Raw genomic sequence first — 17,116 nt, forward strand, 5'->3', positions numbered from 1 at the left:
CCTGCAAGCTTCGGTCTGATTCATGCCAAGTGGCATGAGCATGTAACATGCAGACAATTGTTTGACATAAAAAAGTCGAAAATATGTCGCACCAGGTTCTCGAACTATGATATTAGGAACCGCCTTATCAACAAGAGACCAATGCTGATGTAACCTCGCTCACCGGCACCTGCCCTGCGGATATAAACACCGGAAAACATTCTATCTATCTGTTTTTATTGGCCTTTCAGCATTGTTCAAAAAAAGAACAATATGTCACAGGCGTGAAGTGGCAAGGGCTGCAGGGCACTATCCTACTTAAGTCCACAACCTTATCCACAGATTTTGTGGATAAGCAGCGTGAGCCGGAGTGGCGAGCGACTGGATACTGACTCGGTAATACGCTTGTGATGTATCACGACGGTGAACATCGCGTACGCACCCATCGAAACGCGTAATCGTGCAGGATTGTTGTCTCCCGTCCTCGGGTGCACTGTAGACGCCAGGTTCGAGGTTCGAGGTTCGAGGTTCGAGGTTCGAGGTTCGAGGTTCGAGGTTCGAGGTTCGAGGTTCGAAAGATTGTCGGTCAGCTGAGAAAATTCATGTACCGATACCTTCCTGAAGCCTACATGGCATCTAACCTGTTGCTGCCCGAAAAAACTTGTTTGATTAACCTTTTGCCCTCCCGGAAACTTGACTTGTTCAGAAACAGTCAGCTGTCTTATGCACATTGAGGCCAGTAGGGAAACTTCTATCTCTCAAACAGTGGTCTTGTTGAACGAATACAGTTCAAGTATCTGTTTTTCATGGAATTTTTTATTGTTCAAAAATTAACCAATTTGACAATACTGTTACATTCTGCGGGATACAAGGCTAATTCCGGCCTTCATCCACAACCTTATCCACAGATTTTGTGGATAAGCTTTTGCAGGTGATGATCGATTGACACCTGCCCGGGTACCACCGTCCTGACGTTAGTGTGATCACGGTTTCGCACGCACGACAAAGACAACATCTGGCGATGCAGTTTTGCCTGCTCGGCAGACACGGTGAATACGGCCGGCTCAAGTACCTTCATCTCGTCCTTCCGGTGTTTGTGGCCCTCCTGAGCACCTCCAATCGACTCGCGGACGCCATGTTCGTGACTGCACTCGCTCGTGTCCGGATATCGGATAACCTGCCTCGCTGATTCCGCTGATTCCCGCTACCCCCGCTACCCCCGCTACCCCCGCTACCCCCGCTACTCACATTAGAATTGACAGTCTGACTGAAAATATCGGGTGTTCAGACACCCCCGACACTTGACCCGGGGCGCATCAGCTGATCTGTGCACAGGCATTAATAATGGTGCCAACATCAGAAACGGCCCCTTCGTACAGCGTTACACTCTGAACGGTTTCAGTAAACCATTGAATTACATGACAAATTGGACTTGATCAATTAATGCACAATATGACGGAAGCGTTACGCTGAGCCATTTCGGAGCGTTTTCAGCGCTCGATCCACAGGCTTATCCACAGATTTTGTGGATAAAGCGAAGAAAGGTTGATTACAGGCGGTATTTCCAGGATTCATTGCTCGGGACTTCTGCCCGAAAAGAAGCGAAAGAGCTGAGGAGCGAAACGCCTCTGGGGTCGAACGAGCTGGCAGTCGCCAAGCCAGGATTGCCGCAGGACCCGCCTCTCGTCACTCGTCACTCCAGGGTTGTCTAGTGGTCAATCAACTCAATGGGGTGCGCTGAGCGAAAGCGACAGCAAGTGTGCCACCATCAGTGTATTCAAGCTCACTGCCAACCGGCACACCTCGCGCAATCTGCATGACCTGAACACCATGCCGAGCTGCGATATCGCCGATATACCGAGCTGTTGCCTGCCCTTCAACCGTCGGATTGGTCGCCAGAGTGATGTCATCGATACCACCTTGCTCAAGGCGAGACTCAAGCAGGTCGAGCCCCAGGTCCTTGGGGCCTATGCCGTCCAGTGGTGACAGGTGACCCAGCAGAAGAAAGAACTTGCCGCGGTAAGAAGTCGACCGGTCGATAGCCAGAACATCGGCCGGCCCCTCGACGACGCAAAGTTGCGACGACAGGCGCGCGGGGTCCGAACACCAGCGACACAACTCGTTCTCCGTGAAGATTCGACATTGTTGACAATGATGAACCTTGTCCATCGCCTTGATCATTGTCTCACCGAGTCGTCGTGCCGCATCACGATCGCGCTGCAACAGGTGCAGCGCCATGCGCTGAGCCGACTTCGGTCCTACTCCCGGCAGACAGCGCAGGGATTCGACCAGGTCCTCCAACAAGCCACTGCTAGACACGCTCTACCACTCCTGAACCCGGTCGATCAGAATGGCAGTTTCATGCCGGGAGGCAGTTCCATGCCATTGGTCAGACCACTCAATTTGTCCTTTGAAGCCTCTGCCAGACGGTGACTAGCATCATTGACTGCAGCAGCAACCAGATCTTCCAGCATGTCCTTGTCATCGCCGACCAGAGAATCATCGATGGACACCTTGCGCAGCTCGTGCTGACCATTCATGGTGACTTTCACCAGTCCACCACCACTCTGCCCCTCGATCTCCATATTGGCGATCTCTTCCTGCGCGCGCTGCATGTCCTCTTGCATCTTCTGCGCTTGTTTCATCAGATTACCGATGCCACCTTTCATGTTTCAATCCTCAGTCAATCAAAGAAATAGTCTAGACACAATAACGGAGACTGATCGTGCTGCAGCGCTACCCCTGAAAATTACCGAACGATTCTGATCGGCAAGCGACAGTGACCGGCGACAGGCTGCGTTCAGCTGTCTCCCTGCGGCGCAATGCTGGCTTCGTCCACCGACCCGTCAACTCGATCAATCAGCTGTCTGACCAGCGGATCCTGATCGATCGACATCCGGGCTGCAGCCATATCATCCTCTCGCTGCTTTTCATCCAGGCGAGAAGGTGTCAGGAGTTCCGCCGTGGAAAGCTCGACGCTGACACGCACCGGTCGGCCCAGCCATTGTTCCAGCGCGGCCTGAACGCGCTCGGTAAAACGCGGGGTATTGAGATGCTCCGAAGCAGCCTCCAGACGCAGCTGGAAATGATCGGCCTGCAACGCTGCCAACACGCAATTGCTGGCCAATTGCCGAGGCATGCCCGACACGTCCAGCTCTGCCACGATCAACGGCCAGTCTTCCGGCTTGATGTTGTTCCGATCAATTGTCGTCACGGTAACGCTGCCCTGCGTGCCTGACATCTGAACAGCCGTCTCCGGCGTCTGAGCAACAGATGCCTGCGGCGCTGGAGCCTGGCTAGCGGGTGCTCGAACCGACTCGGCCTGAGTAGCTACCGCCGGAGTCGGCGGCGCTTGATGAGCTGCGACAACCTGGGCTGCTGCCGGCGCCGATTCTGCCGGGGCAAGCGACGCTGCCTGCGCAGACCCTGCCGGTTTTGCGACCTCGGGTGGCGCTTCTCCTCGAGCGGCTGCCAGAGCCGCTGCGCGCAAGTCTCCACCTGCCGACACCGCCCCACGAACGGGCAGACTGGGCGCTGCCGCTGAACTCACCGGCGTCGAGCCTGCCGCACCGCTAACCGCCCCGGACGCTGAACCACCACTACTCGAGTCTGGCTGATCGGTGGCATCTGTCGAGCCTCCCGGCCCGGGCTGATCGGTGGTGAGTTGTTGCGGAATGCCCTGCGGCCGGAAAGTGTTCATGCGCAGCAGAGCCATATCAAAGGCCTCACGCGGATCCGGCGCAAAAGGCATGTCACGCCGCGCGTGTGTGCCTATCTGGTAATACAGCTGGACTTCATCACCGGCGAGGCTTCTGGCCAGCTCGCTGAGTCGTTCGTAGCCCGGGGATTCTTCCGGCACGCTGCCAGGCACTGTCTGCAACAGAGCCACGCGATGCAGCAGACTCAGAAGCTCACCCATCAATTCATTGAAATCAGGCGCATACTCGGCCAGCTGCTCCACCCGTTCGAACAACTGGGCCAGATCACCGGCACCCAGAGATTCGATCAGGCCCAGCAGGCGATCAACGGATGCCCGCCCCAGCATGGATTCGACATCGGCTTCGCGCACAGCCCCCTCGCCGAATGCGGCCGCCTGTTCGACCAGGCTCAGAGAGTCACGCACACTGCCTTCGGATGCACGGGCAATCAGATCCAGCGCAGGTCGTTCATGTTCAATGGACTCTTCGCTCAGAATCTTCGACAGATAATCGGCCAGAGAACCGGGTGCCATGCGTTTCAGATTGAACTGCAGGCAGCGCGACAGGACTGTCACCGGGACCTTCTGCGGATCTGTCGTGGCCAACAGGAACTTGACGTGTTCGGGAGGCTCTTCCAGTGTCTTCAACAGCGCATTGAAGCTGTGGTTGGAGAACATGTGCACCTCATCGATCAGGTACACCTTGTAACGGCCGCTGGACGGTGCATAAGGCACGTTCTCCAGCAGCTCACGCGTTTCTTCCACCTTGGTACGAGACGCAGCATCGACCTCGATCAGATCGAAGAAGCGACCAGCTTCGATATCCTTGCAGGCGCTGCACTCGCCACAGGGTGTGGAACTGACCCCATTGGTCTCACAGTTCAGACACTTGGCGAAAATGCGCGCAATGGTGGTCTTGCCAACGCCCCGCATACCCGTGAACAGATAGGCATGGTGCAGTCGATCGGTATCCAGCGCATTGATCAGGGCGCGCAATACCGGCTCCTGTCCGAGCATGTCTCGAAAGTGCTGCGGCCGCCATTTGCGCGCAAGTACTTTGTAGCTCATCGATGCCGATAAATGGATAGGGAGAAGGTGTGAGGGGAGCCCATGAGCCTGTCATAAGGCGGCATTCCGTACCAGCCGCATCCCGGCGCCCGAATCCACTGCTGCCGCTGCTCCCTTCCGGGCCTGACGGGGTTCACAGCTTGTCGTCGCGAGAGTGCCGATACGGAACACCATTACCCCCCCATTCTGAGGGCAGAAAGCCCACGGTGCAAGTCTCGGGTGAATTGTTTTGAGTGAATTGCACTCGTTGCACGAGCCTGAATGCGCCTGATTCACCGTGTTGTCACATTGATTCAACACACTCGCGCCAAATTCGATAGCGCGTTACCATTTGATGAATACGAGCCAACAGACGAAAAACACGGATATGCCCGCGCATATACTCACGGTGGAAGACGAAGCCGCCATTCGCGACATGGTCAAATTCGCTCTCGAGCGACATGGTCACACGGTACACAACTCCGGCACGGTGTCCGAAGCGCGCCACCTGATGGCAACGCAGGACATGGACCTGGCCATTGTCGACTGGATGTTGCCCGGAGGCAGTGGTCTTGAGTTCGTCCGATCGCTGCGCAAGGATCCACTGCACAACAATCTGCCGATCATCATGCTGACCGCTCGGACCGAAGAGCACGATATCACTGCAGGGCTGGATGCAGGTGCCGATGACTATGTGACAAAACCCTTTTCACCGCGAGAGCTGCATTCGCGCATCAAGGCCCTGTTGCGCCGTAGCCAGGATTTCAAGGGAGACGCCACCATCGTTCACGGAGCCTTGAGCCTCGACATTGCCGCACACCGCCTGACCGCCAATGGGGAGGAAGTCACCCTGGGTCATACCGAATTCAAGCTCTTGTCATTCCTGATGAAGAATCCCGATCGCGTCTACAGTCGCACCCAGTTGCTGGATCATGTCTGGGGGCCAGGCACCTTCATCGAAGAGCGCACGGTCGACGTTCACATCCTGCGCCTTCGCAAGAGTCTCAAACCTCACGAAGCGGATTCCATGCTCGATACCGTCAGAGGTGCCGGATACCGCTTTACACACAGCTGAAACACTCCAGTGGTATCCAGTCAGCCCATACGTTTCACCTAGCCCCCAATGAGCACAATGAAGTCGGTATTATCTGATCTTGCCGTATCCATGATGCCGCCCTATATGCTCTCGTCCGGACTCAAGAAGGAAATCAACACTTTCCTGTACGGGCTGATCGGTGTGGCGCTTGCCGGGTTCATCATCGGCTGGCCAGCCATGTTGACCATTGTCTATCTGACCGGGTACAGCCTGTGGTTGCTGCGCCGCATGGATGCCATGGTGCATTGGCTCAGCGAAGGTGCGCGCCCCAACAAGGCGCCGCCGACCACCGGCCTGACCAATGACATGGTGCAATTGATTCATCGCGAGAAGAAATACAGCCGCAAGCAGAAGAACCGTTATCGCAACACCCTCGCCCAGTTCAATTCCCTGGCTGCCGACCTGCCGGACGCAACGGTGGTTCTGGACAAGAGCTACGAGATTCGCTGGTCCAATTCGGCGGCGCTGGAACTGCTGAATATCCACCCCGATCGTGATCGCGGTCAGCGTATCGACAATCTGGTCAGAAATCCCGAGTTCCGTGAATTCCTGCACAAGGGCGCCGAGCAGGAAGAGCTCGAGATGTCCGGAACCGGCTCATCGGCGGAACGCGTCATTGCTATACGCAAGGTTCCCACCGGGAAGCACATGATGGTACTGATTGCCGCCGACATCACGCAGCGCGTACAGGTCAGGGAAATGCGCAAGGCCTTCGTTGGCGATGTCTCGCACGAACTGCGAACCCCCTTGACCGTCATACGCGGCTATCTGGAAATGTTACGGGAAAATGACACGCTGGACCCTGAAGTCACCGAGGGACTGGCACAGATAACCGCACAGTCCGACCGCATGCGCGGCATCGTCGAGGACCTGCTGCAGCTGTCCAAGCTTGAAGGTAACCCATTGGCGGACAACGAAGGCGACGCGCTCAATGTCAGCGCCATGATTCGCTCGATGGTCAGCACGCAACATGAAGCTACCGCTTCCCATCAGTTCGAGCTGGCGCTGGACGACACTCTGGCAATACTGGGCTCGGAAAGAGAGATATACAGCGCCTGTCAGAACCTGCTGACCAATGCCGTACGCTACACGGATCCCGGCACTCTGATCAATGTCTCCTGGCAGATCGGTGATCAGGGGGAGGCGGTTTACACAGTAGCCGACGACGGTCCCGGCATCGAGGCAAGGCATCTGTCCAGGCTCAGTGAACGCTTCTATCGTGTGGATGCCGGTCGCTCTCGCGATGATGGCGGTACCGGACTGGGTCTGGCCATCGTGAAACATGCTGCGCAACGCCATGGCGGCCAACTGAGCATCGAAAGTACGCCGGGTAGCGGCTCGGTTTTCTCCATAACCTTTCCCAAGTCCCGCTGCATCCTGTTGCCGCAGGCAGTGAACCAGTAGATTTCACGGATCTCCGGAGGTTACTCGTGTCACAAAACAGGATGACAATCACCGTCGTGTAACTGCTGTGTCATATTCGGCTCCGATACTGCTCGTGTTGACACAACGTCCCCTTCACGTAAAGAGATCACCATGAAAAAGTCAGTATTACTGCTTGGTTCAGCGGTATTGGCCTCGGCCTTCGCCGGCAACGCCGCAGCTCGCGATGGCATCAGCGTCGTTGGCTCATCCACCGTCTATCCGTTTGCGACTGTTGTTGCCGAACGTTTCGGCAAGACAACCGACTTCAGCACCCCCAAGATCGAATCGACCGGTTCAGGTGGCGGCCTGAAGCTGTTCTGTTCCGGCATCGGTGTCGATACACCGGACATCACCAACGCTTCCCGTCGCATGAAGACCAGCGAATACGAAATGTGCCAGGAGAACGGTGTCACTGATATCGTTGAAGTACTGATCGGATTCGACGGCATTGCCGTGGCCAATTCCATCAACGCTGAGCAGTTCGACATGGGCACAAAGGAACTCTACCTGGCCCTGGCGAAGATGGTGCCCAACCCTGACGGCTCCGAGTCTCTGGTGGAAAACCCCTACAAGCAGTGGTCAGAGATCAACCCTGAGCTGCCTGCCACCGACATCGAAGTGTTGGGACCGCCTCCCACATCCGGTACTCGTGACGCCTTCGCCGAGCTGGCCATGGAAGGTGGCTGCAAGCAGTTCGAATTCATCAAGGGCATGGAAGACGACGACTTCAAGGCAACCTGCCACACCATGCGTGAAGACGGTGCCTACATCGAAGCCGGTGAGAACGACAACCTGATCGTGCAGAAGCTGGAAGCCAATCCCGATGCACTGGGCATTTTCGGCTTCAGCTTCCTCGAGCAGAATTCCGACAAGGTGCAAAGCTCTGTCATCGATGGTTACGAAGCTGATTTCGATGCCATCGCCAGCGGCGACTACGGCATTTCACGTCCCCTGTACTTCTACGTGAAAGCTCAGCACATCGGCACCGTACCCGGCATCGCCGAGTACCTGGCGGAATTCACCAGCGAGCAGGCTTGGGGTGAAGACGGTTACCTGGCAGACAAGGGCATGATTCCTTTGGGTGACGAGCAGCGCGCCGAAGTCGGTGCAGCGGTAAAATCACTGCAGAAACTGGTTCTGAACTAGAATCTGGTCCCGCCGCAGAGCGCACTTTTCGCTCTGCGGCCAGAACACCAGACAGTGATCAAAAGGTCTTGCCTTCGGTGGCAAGACCTTTTTTCTTGACAGAACCACCTCTGTATTGCCCCGTCCGCCCACGAGTACCTTCCTCTCCATGTCCGCAACTACCCTGCTGTTAGTCACACTGGGCCTCGCCCTGGCATCCTTTGCCTACGGTAGAAGCCGCGCCTACTCCGTCGCAAGACTCGGTGGCGGTGTGCGATCCATGCATTCCCTGCCCAGCCACTACGGCATGATGGTCGCCCTGTGGTGCGCCTTGCCGGCGCTGGCCATCATCGTCGGCTGGAAACTGTTCGAGCCGAGTGTCGTCAGCGGGTTTCTGCAAGATTACATTCCACAGAGCGTCTATGAAGCCGGCGAGAAATCGGTAGAGCTCTACAAGAACGATATCGGCAACCTGGTGGACAGCCAGGCCATTGCCGACATTCAGGATCCCGACAAGAAGATCGCCGCACAGCAACTGGCCAGCATGCGCCATATCAGCTCGCTGGCGCTGTTTGTACTGGCGCTGGCCGCAGCGATTGCCGGTGCAACGCTGGCGCTGAAGAGAATCAAGGCCGACACACGAGCCCGACACAACGTCGAGAAGATCGTGCAGTTCTTCCTGATCAGCTGTGCATCCATCGCGATTCTGACCACGCTGGGGATCGTGCTGTCGGTACTGTTCGAATCCCTTCGCTTCTTCCAGGAAGTCAGCATCATCGAATTCATCACGGGCACCACCTGGAGCCCGCAGACTGCCATCCGTGCCGATCAGGTCGGATCGTCAGGTTCTTTCGGAGCCGTGCCCCTGTTCCTGGGCACCATGCTCATCTCCTTCATCGCCATGGTGGTTGCCGTCCCCTTCGGCTTGATGTCCGCCATCTATCTGGCAGAATACGCCAGTCGTCCGGTCCGCAGCATCTGCAAGCCCTTGCTGGAGATTCTGGCTGGCATTCCCACCGTGGTCTACGGCTTCTTTGCCGCATTGACCGTGGCGCCGGCCCTGCGCTCATTCGGCGCAACGCTGGGTCTGAGTGTCTCCTCTGAAAGTGCACTGGCCGCCGGTGCTGTCATGGGCATCATGATCATTCCCTTTGTCTCCTCCCTGTCTGACGATGTCATCACCGCGGTACCCCAGTCCATGCGTGATGGCTCCTACGGACTGGGTGCTACCAAATCCGAGACCATTCGAAAGGTGGTCATCCCGGCTGCATTACCGGGCATCGTCGGCGGTGTCCTGCTTGCAGTATCGCGTGCCATCGGTGAAACCATGATCGTGGTCATGGCCGCCGGCCTGGCCGCCAATCTCACTGCCAATCCACTTGAAGCCGTCACGACCGTCACCGTGCAGATCGTCACTCTGCTCACCGGCGACCAGGAATTCGACAGTGCCAAGACGCTGGCTGCCTTCGCACTGGGTCTGATGCTGTTTGTCGTCACCCTGTGCCTGAACGTGATCGCCTTGCATGTCGTTCGCAAGTACCGGGAGCAATACGAATGAGTGATTCAACGACCAAGGTTCGCGCATCCTTGAAAAAGCGCTACGCCGCAGAGAAACGCTTCCGGCTCTACGGCGTGACCGCCATTGCTGCCAGCATCGGCTTTCTGTTCATATTGCTGTTCAGCATTGTCAGCAAGGGCTTGCCGGCATTCCAGAGCACTTTCGTCAAGCTGGATGTTCAACTGGACAGTGCCACGCTGGGTATCAGTGATGACCCGACCGAGGCTGAGTTGCGTGCGGCCAACTTCGGTGGCCTCATCAAGCAGACCATGCGTGAGCGCTTTCCGGAAGTCAGCAGTCGAGGTGACAAGAAAGCGCTGTATCAGATGATCAGTACGGGCGCCGAGTACGAACTGTATGACCAGGTAGCAGCGGATCGTGCATTGCTCGACACCTCGATCAGCCTGTGGCTGCCTACTGATGACGAGCTCAGCGCTCTGATCAAGTCCGACGCCGATCTGAGCAACCCCGACTCGATCGTCACTCGCATGAGCGACAAGCAGATTGCCTGGGCCAAGTCGTTGAAGGATGCCGGTCAACTGGAGGTTCGCTTCAACCGTACCTTCTTCACCAACGGTGACTCTCGAGAACCGGAGCTGGCGGGCATCAGGGCTGCACTGATGGGTTCTGCGTTCACCTTGCTGATCACCTTTGCCCTGTCGTTCCCGATTGCCGTTGCGGCCGCCATCTATCTCGAAGAATTTGCGCCGCAGAATCGCTGGACCGATATCGTTGAGGTCAATATCAACAACCTGGCAGCAGTGCCGTCGATCGTCTTCGGTCTGCTCGGGCTCGCGGTATTCATCAACTTCTTTCACCTGCCGCGCTCTGCCCCGGTGGTTGGCGGTATCGTGCTGAGTCTGATGACCTTGCCGACCATCATCATCTCCAGCCGAGCGGCCCTCAAGGCCGTTCCCCCGTCGATTCGGGAAGCTGCCCGCGGTCTGGGTGCATCGCCCTTGCAGGTCGTCACCCATCACGTACTACCGCTGGCCATGCCGGGCATTCTGACCGGCACCATCATAGGACTCGCCCAGGCACTCGGCGAAACTGCCCCTCTGTTGATGATCGGCATGGTGGCCTTCATCGTCGATATTCCGGCATCGGTCACCGATGCTGCCACCGTACTGCCCGTGCAGGTGTTCCTGTGGGCAGATAGTCCCGAGCGTGCCTTCGTCGAGAAGACATCCGCAGCCATCATGGTGCTACTGGTCTTTCTGGTCGTGATGAATGCACTCGCGGTATTTCTTCGCAAGAAATTCGAACGTCGCTGGTAGGAGATACGAATCATGAATACAGCAGTCGCAACAGATACAATCGATACCTCCTTCATCCCGAGAGATCCAGTGAAAGACAGTGCTCAGGAAGCCTTCAACAAGTTGACCGAAACCGTCGGCACGCCCACGGTCGAGAATGCCAAGATGCGTTCTCGGGGTGTCAACGTCTTCTATGGCGAGAAACAGGCCATTTTCGATGTCGATCTGGACATCGGCAACAATGAGGTGGTTGCCATGATCGGCCCATCCGGCTGCGGAAAATCCACGTTTCTGCGCTGCCTGAATCGCATGAATGACACCATCCCGTCCTGCAGGGTCACCGGTGATCTGTCTCTGGATGGCGAGGATCTCTACGGCGCTGACCTGGATCCGGTGCTGCTGCGTGCTCGCGTAGGCATGGTTTTCCAGAAGCCGAACCCCTTCGCCAAGTCGATCTACGACAATGTTGCCTATGGTCCGCGCATTCATGGTCTGTCCAGCAATCGTGCGGAGCTTGACGATATCGTGGTCGACAGCCTGCGCAAGGCCGGACTCTACGATGAAGTCAAGGATCGGCTCGATGCGCCCGGCACCAGCCTCTCGGGTGGTCAACAGCAGCGATTGTGCATTGCGCGCTCCATTGCCGTGAGCCCGGAAGTCATCCTCATGGATGAGCCCTGCTCGGCACTCGACCCCATCGCCACTGCCCGCATCGAAGAACTGATCGACGAGTTGCGCCAGAATTACGCGATCGCGATCGTGACTCACTCCATGCAGCAGGCGGCTCGTGTATCACAACGTACAGCCTACTTTCATCTGGGAAAACTGGTCGAAGTCAATGCTACCAACGATGTCTTCACCAATCCTCAGCATGAGCTGACAGAAAACTATATAACCGGTCGATTTGGCTAGAAGACGCAACTCCCTTCTATACTTGTCTGCATCTTGATGATGCATCTGCAGTTCAAGTACAGCGGCAGTTGCCTGAATCTGATCTTCTCAATACATTGCACCATCAGTCTTCACTGAAAGGCCTCGGGTACCCCTTATGGACAAGCTCCATCTTGATCAACATATCTCTCAACAGTTCAATCTGGAACTGGAGGATATCCGCAACAAGGTTCTCACCATGGGAGGCCTGGTCGAGCAACAGGTCACCAATGGTCTGACGGCCCTGTTGGAAGCCGATAACGACCTGGCGACCAAGGTTGCCGAGAGTGATCACGAAATCAACCGCATGGAAGTCGACATCGACGAGGATTGCACCCAGGTGCTGGCCCGTCGCCAACCGGCTGCCAGCGATCTACGACTGATCGTGACGGTCATCAAAGTGATCACCGATTTGGAGAGAATCGGTGATGAAGCTGAAAAGCTGGGCCGGTTTTCACGGGATCTGACCGAAATGGCGGATGATCTGCCAAGTTATCGCAAGGAATTGCGGCATCTCGGTGAACTGGTGAAGTCCATGCTGCACGACTCTCTGGATGCGTTTGCCCGATTGGACGTGGATGCGGCACTGGCCATTGCCCAGCGCGACGAGGACGTCAACAACGAGTACCGGACTCTGGAGCGACTTCTCGGTACACACCTGGTCGAGGATCCACGGCAGGTATCGAAATTGTTCAAGATCACCTGGTGCGCCCGTGCACTGGAACGCGTCGGCGATCACTCGGTGAACATCTGCGAATATGTCGTCTACCTGGTCAAGGGGCGTGACATTCGCCACACCAGCTTCGACAAGATCCGATCGGAATTCATCAAGTAGTTCATTGGTCACTGCTGACCTGGATCAGATGAAGCTGATCCGGGTGCAGTGCCTGAGCTTCGTGCTTCGTGCTTCGTGCTTCGTGGGACGTGGGACGTGGGACGTGGGACGTGGGACGTGGGACGTGGGACGTGGGACGGCAGTGTGCTCAGGCTTGCTGGCGTTGTCCAGTTCCGCCCCGACTCGGCTCGGCTCGGCTCAGTCAAATCGAGGATCGCTGTCGAGTAATACCGGCAGCGATTTCGCCAGCTTTCCATCAATGAACTGCAAGCCCCTGCCTGGCTGGAAGCGGATCTGATCCTGCCATTGTCGCCACAGGTGGGGCTCGACCGGTTGGCGGTAGCGCGTATTCAACAGCTCGGCCAGCCGAGAGTCCAGCGCTTCGGCCGGGGCCGTGGCAGCGTCGGGGTTCTCTCCACGATCGCCGTCCATGATCAGAACCAGGTCGATTCTCGACAGTTTTCCGGCGATGAGCACATAGGAGATCTGCGGTACGCGCCAGTCAGCCAGTCTCTGGTCTTCCCTGGCCAGAACAAAGCACTGCTCTGTCATGAACAGGCGGCCCGTGCCACGCACCGCAGTCTTGCCTGTCCGGCATTGCGGCTCCTGCCAGAATCTGGCCGGTAGTGCCTGCATGACCGCTTCCCGATCAAGACCCAGACGCAAGGCGTCGATACCGGCTCGCTGCCCGCCCTTGTTGAATTCCAGTTGCCGGTCAGCATCGGTCAGATCCGGTTTTTCAGTGGAGTGGGCACTGCATCCTGTCAGACGCAACGCAGCAGCCAACACGAGCAACAGCATGACGGCCGGGTTCAGCGCACCACCAGACCGGGTACTGGCTGTCCCATCCGCCCCCTTGGGTGAACTGTCCGTCGATGCACTCGCCTGACGACTGGCCACAAGATCGGCAGACTGTTCGGGCACGCTGATGTAATCACTCAGCCACGGAATATAGTGCGAAATATTGGTGTAGATACCGTAGAAATTCGCTTGAGCGCAGCCATTGCCGAAACTGGTAATACCCACCTGCACAGGCTGACCACTGTCGAGAATGTACAAGGGTCCACCACTATCACCGGCGCAGGTATCCACCGCTCCAGTGCTGAAACCTGCACACAATTGCTCCTGCTCGAGAAGCCCGTTGTAGGAAATGGGTGCGTTACAGGTCTCCAGCGACACCAACGGCACGCGAGCTTCCTGCAAGATCGTCGGATATCCACTGGCCTGATCGTTGCTGTAACGCGTCGCTCCCCAGCCGAGAATAAAGCCCAGCGTATCGGTGTACTCTTCCGTCTCCCCGGCAAACAGCTGTCCGACAGGGGCATCCACCGTGTTCGACAGCTCCAGCAAGGCTATGTCATCAGGGGGAGATTCGAGCGAGTTGTCATAGTCCGGATGGAGGATGATGTTGGTGACATCGATTTCCTCAAATCCTTCGTCATCGGACAGATCATGGATGCCGGCGACAATTCGCAAGCTGGATACCTCCTCCAGCCTGCCATAGATATCGAACAGGCAATGGGCCGCAGTCAGCACATAACGCTCGGCCACCAGGGTTCCAGCACAAAAGAACCGGTCTTCCAGCGGGAAGATACCGGCAGTGGCGATGACCACCATGGACGGCCAGTCGCCGAACTCTGCATCATCCCCACCAAGGACGCGTCGCGTGATTTCCAGATCGTTGATGATCGCGTGCGTTTCGCTGGCGGCCTGACCCTGCTCGTCCGCAATGACAGACTCAGCCGACCAGACCGCCCCGTTCATCAACAGGCAGGTACTGATCAACAGGCCGAGCAGCATCAGCCACCGGCGCCAAAGAGCCACGATGTGGTGTTTTGCAGCGTGTTGCCACACACGACGGAAAGTCAGGCCCTGCATCTCGTTGGCGCTCTCGATTCTCTTCTCAATCAATCTCTTAGCGACCACTACAGCAGTTTTCACACCATCGAAGAGGCTGTTTGTGACGCAGACGCCTTCCACCAGCCGTACTGGCCGTGGTCGGAAAGCAAGAAAAGCGGGGCCTGGGTAACTTCCGTTATCGGGCGGCGGCGAACCGGAAGAGCGCCATCAAGGGCTCTCGCCTGTCAGGATTCGTCCTCGGACTCGTCCTTCTCGAGGGGGTAGCCCGGCATCAGTTTGTAGGGGTGTTCCCAGCCCGGGAGCAGCCTGATACGTTCCAGCCAGACTTCGATGGCGGGAAAATCCTGCCAGGAGCCATAGCCGATTTCGTCAGGCCAGAACAGATAGCCACACAGGGAAATATCGGCGATGGTCGGTTCATCGCCGGTAACGAACTCCGATTTGTCGAGTCGACGATCGAGCACTGTCAGCGCCGCTGTCGCGCGACGATGGAGAAACGCGGTCACGTCGTTCTCACCCTGATCGGTGAATTGCCGAATGAAGCGCAGCGGAGCAACACTGCCTGTCAACTTGTGGTTGTCAAACAGAATCCAGCGCAGGACTTCCCGGTGCTGGGGTACCGAACTGGCGTCATATTGCTCGAAGGCATCTGCCAGATAGTCGAGAATGACCCCCGATTGCGCCAGCGTGACATTCTTGGCTTCCAGGGTAGGCACTTCACCCATCTCGTTGAGCTCGAGATACTCATCGCTACGGGTGGCGCCATTGAAGAAATCAACGAATACAGGCTCCCAGTCTGCAGAACACAGGTTCAGCATCAGGGCAGCCTTGTAGGCGTTACCCGATTGGGCAAAGCAATGGAGTCTGAATTTCATCGGATAAACCGCTTTCCGGACAGTGCCGTCAGGTGAACAGTCCGTAGTTTATCCAGCTATCGTCAAAATTGCTCAGATCAGGAAAAATGCCAGCGATATCGGAATTGGACAATCCCATCCACGACGCCAGGGCTGCACCATACTGGTTTACCGACATGGAAGGAATGACACGCCCCTTGTCACCGGTGTCATCATTTCCGCCGATGGCGTAGCTGGGCCAATCTCCCACCAGCTTCCGCCCGTTGACGGCGCCGCCCATGACCAGGTAATGACCTCCCCAGCCGTGATCCGAACCGTCACCGTTGACCGTCAGGGTTCGCCCGAAGTCCGATGCGGTGAAGGTCGTGACCGCATCGGCCACACCTAGGGCTGCCAATTCCTGCTGAAAGCTGCTGAGCCCCTTGTCCAGGTCCGCGGTCAATTGCTCCAGTCGAGGAGACTGTGCGTCATGGGTATCCCAACCGCCCATTCCGACAAAGTAGATCTGCCGCTTCTGCCCCATGATTTCACGACCCGCGATCAATCGAGCGACCATCTGCAGCTGTTCTCCCAGATTGCTGTTTTCGGTATTGAAATCCAGGCTGGAAGGCCCGTGTTGATTCATGACGGACGCCAGTAGCCGCGAGCTGTCACGAGCGCGTCCGAAGGACTCGCCGGCAAACTGCTTGAGTATGTGATCGTTCTGCAACGCTAGAATCTGTGACATCGCGGCATCCCGGCCCGCATTGCTGCTGTAGCTGTTGGCATCCAGGTAGTCAAGCAGCTTGGCCCCGGACTTCGCATTGATCGAAATCGGTGATGTCTGGTTGCCCGACTGGAAGTAGTTGCTGCCTGCCACCGTAAAGGATGGTGGCAAGGTCGAACCGGCATTGGCATCCCGCAACAGATCGGCCATTCGTCCGCCCCAGCCGGCACCGACAACAGACGTTGGCTGACTCGCCAGACCTTTCTGCCATTGTTCCTGCTGATGGTTGTGCGCGAACAGGTCAGCCGGTATGGACGCCGAGCCGTTGAGAAGGCTGCTGCGGGTGACCGGCTGAATCAGATTGCCGGCATTGGCCACGATGGCGGCATTGCCATCTTCATAAAGCTGTCGAATACCGGGCAGATTGCCGTTGAAACTGACGATGCCATCACTGGCTGGCAGCAATTGACTCTGATCCAGGGCCAGACTTCCGCGCGCGCTGCTGTATTCCGCATAGCGAGCACTGTCGGACGGTACGAACAGGTTGAACGAATCACTGCCGCCGTACAGAAAGACGCAGACCAGTGCCTTGTAATCATTCGTGCCTGCAAAATTACTGGAGTCCGCCAGAGCGGAACCAACCAGGCTCAACTTGCCACTCATGGCACCGGCACCGCTGCCGGCAATTGCACAGGCCAGCGAGCGCTTCAGGAATCGACGTCGTGCTTGATAGTGTCTGTTCATCAAG

The 17,116-nt window shown here is 56.9% G+C and carries 13 protein-coding genes and 1 other RNA gene; 7 read left to right on the forward strand and 7 right to left on the reverse strand.

All coding sequences use genetic code 11. From position 1 onward, the window contains the following. Positions 1-1,698: 1,698 nt before the first annotated feature. From recR to ffs, 4 genes are all read right to left on the reverse strand, one after another. Positions 1,699-2,298: a recombination mediator RecR gene (recR, locus tag ACUNV4_RS17530; protein WP_430879888.1), complete on the reverse strand. Its 600-nt coding sequence runs from the start codon at positions 2,296-2,298 to the stop codon at positions 1,699-1,701. A 26-nt stretch (positions 2,299-2,324) separates the two neighbouring features. Beyond that, positions 2,325-2,648: a YbaB/EbfC family nucleoid-associated protein gene (locus ACUNV4_RS17535; RefSeq protein WP_430879889.1), complete on the reverse strand. Its 324-nt coding sequence runs from the start codon at positions 2,646-2,648 to the stop codon at positions 2,325-2,327. Between the two features lie 131 nt (positions 2,649-2,779). After that, on the reverse strand, positions 2,780-4,744 hold the full coding sequence (gene dnaX, locus ACUNV4_RS17540) for a DNA polymerase III subunit gamma/tau (RefSeq protein ID WP_430879890.1): 1,965 nt from the start codon (positions 4,742-4,744) through the stop codon (positions 2,780-2,782). A 66-nt stretch (positions 4,745-4,810) separates the two neighbouring features. Further along, positions 4,811-4,907, reverse strand: an RNA gene (gene ffs, locus ACUNV4_RS17545) — signal recognition particle sRNA small type. Between the two features lie 204 nt (positions 4,908-5,111). Between ffs and phoB the strand changes: the two genes are divergently transcribed. The 7 genes from phoB (at position 5,112) to phoU (ending at position 12,948) form a co-directional block, all read left to right on the forward strand. Continuing rightward, entirely contained in the window at positions 5,112-5,798 is a 687-nt protein-coding gene (phoB, locus tag ACUNV4_RS17550; protein WP_430879891.1) for a phosphate regulon transcriptional regulator PhoB, read from the forward strand. Positions 5,799-5,846: 48 nt separating this feature from the next. Further along, positions 5,847-7,223: a phosphate regulon sensor histidine kinase PhoR gene (phoR, locus tag ACUNV4_RS17555; RefSeq protein WP_430879892.1), complete on the forward strand. Its 1,377-nt coding sequence runs from the start codon at positions 5,847-5,849 to the stop codon at positions 7,221-7,223. A gap of 132 nt (positions 7,224-7,355) precedes the next feature. After that, the gene (locus ACUNV4_RS17560; RefSeq protein WP_430879893.1) at positions 7,356-8,390 is read left to right on the forward strand and encodes a substrate-binding domain-containing protein; all 1,035 of its coding nucleotides are present in this window, start codon (positions 7,356-7,358) and stop codon (positions 8,388-8,390) included. Between the two features lie 148 nt (positions 8,391-8,538). After that, entirely contained in the window at positions 8,539-9,927 is a 1,389-nt protein-coding gene (gene pstC / locus ACUNV4_RS17565; protein WP_430879894.1) for a phosphate ABC transporter permease subunit PstC, read from the forward strand. Further along, positions 9,924-11,204 (forward strand): phosphate ABC transporter permease PstA, encoded by a 1,281-nt coding sequence (gene pstA, locus ACUNV4_RS17570; protein WP_430879895.1) that lies wholly within the window; start codon positions 9,924-9,926, stop codon positions 11,202-11,204. Before pstC ends, pstA begins: the two co-directional genes overlap by 4 nt. Positions 11,205-11,348: 144 nt before the next feature. Next, positions 11,349-12,095 (forward strand): phosphate ABC transporter ATP-binding protein PstB, encoded by a 747-nt coding sequence (gene pstB, locus ACUNV4_RS17575; protein WP_430879970.1) that lies wholly within the window; start codon positions 11,349-11,351, stop codon positions 12,093-12,095. 136 nt (positions 12,096-12,231) lie between these two features. Then, positions 12,232-12,948 (forward strand): phosphate signaling complex protein PhoU, encoded by a 717-nt coding sequence (gene phoU / locus ACUNV4_RS17580; RefSeq protein WP_430879896.1) that lies wholly within the window; start codon positions 12,232-12,234, stop codon positions 12,946-12,948. A 198-nt stretch (positions 12,949-13,146) separates the two neighbouring features. On the opposite strand, the gene ACUNV4_RS17585 is transcribed toward phoU, so the two are convergent. The 3 genes from ACUNV4_RS17585 to ACUNV4_RS17595 form a co-directional block, all read right to left on the reverse strand. Continuing rightward, positions 13,147-14,859 carry a serine protease gene (locus tag ACUNV4_RS17585; RefSeq protein ID WP_430879897.1) on the reverse strand — a complete coding sequence of 571 codons (1,713 nt, stop codon included), beginning with the start codon at positions 14,857-14,859 and terminating at the stop codon, positions 13,147-13,149. A 173-nt stretch (positions 14,860-15,032) separates the two neighbouring features. After that, entirely contained in the window at positions 15,033-15,683 is a 651-nt protein-coding gene (locus tag ACUNV4_RS17590) for a glutathione S-transferase family protein (protein WP_430879898.1), read from the reverse strand. Between the two features lie 28 nt (positions 15,684-15,711). Beyond that, positions 15,712-17,112 carry a DUF1501 domain-containing protein gene (locus ACUNV4_RS17595; RefSeq protein WP_430879899.1) on the reverse strand — a complete coding sequence of 467 codons (1,401 nt, stop codon included), beginning with the start codon at positions 17,110-17,112 and terminating at the stop codon, positions 15,712-15,714. Positions 17,113-17,116: the final 4 nt, after the last annotated feature.

Source organism: Granulosicoccus sp. 3-233, from assembly GCF_052681095.1.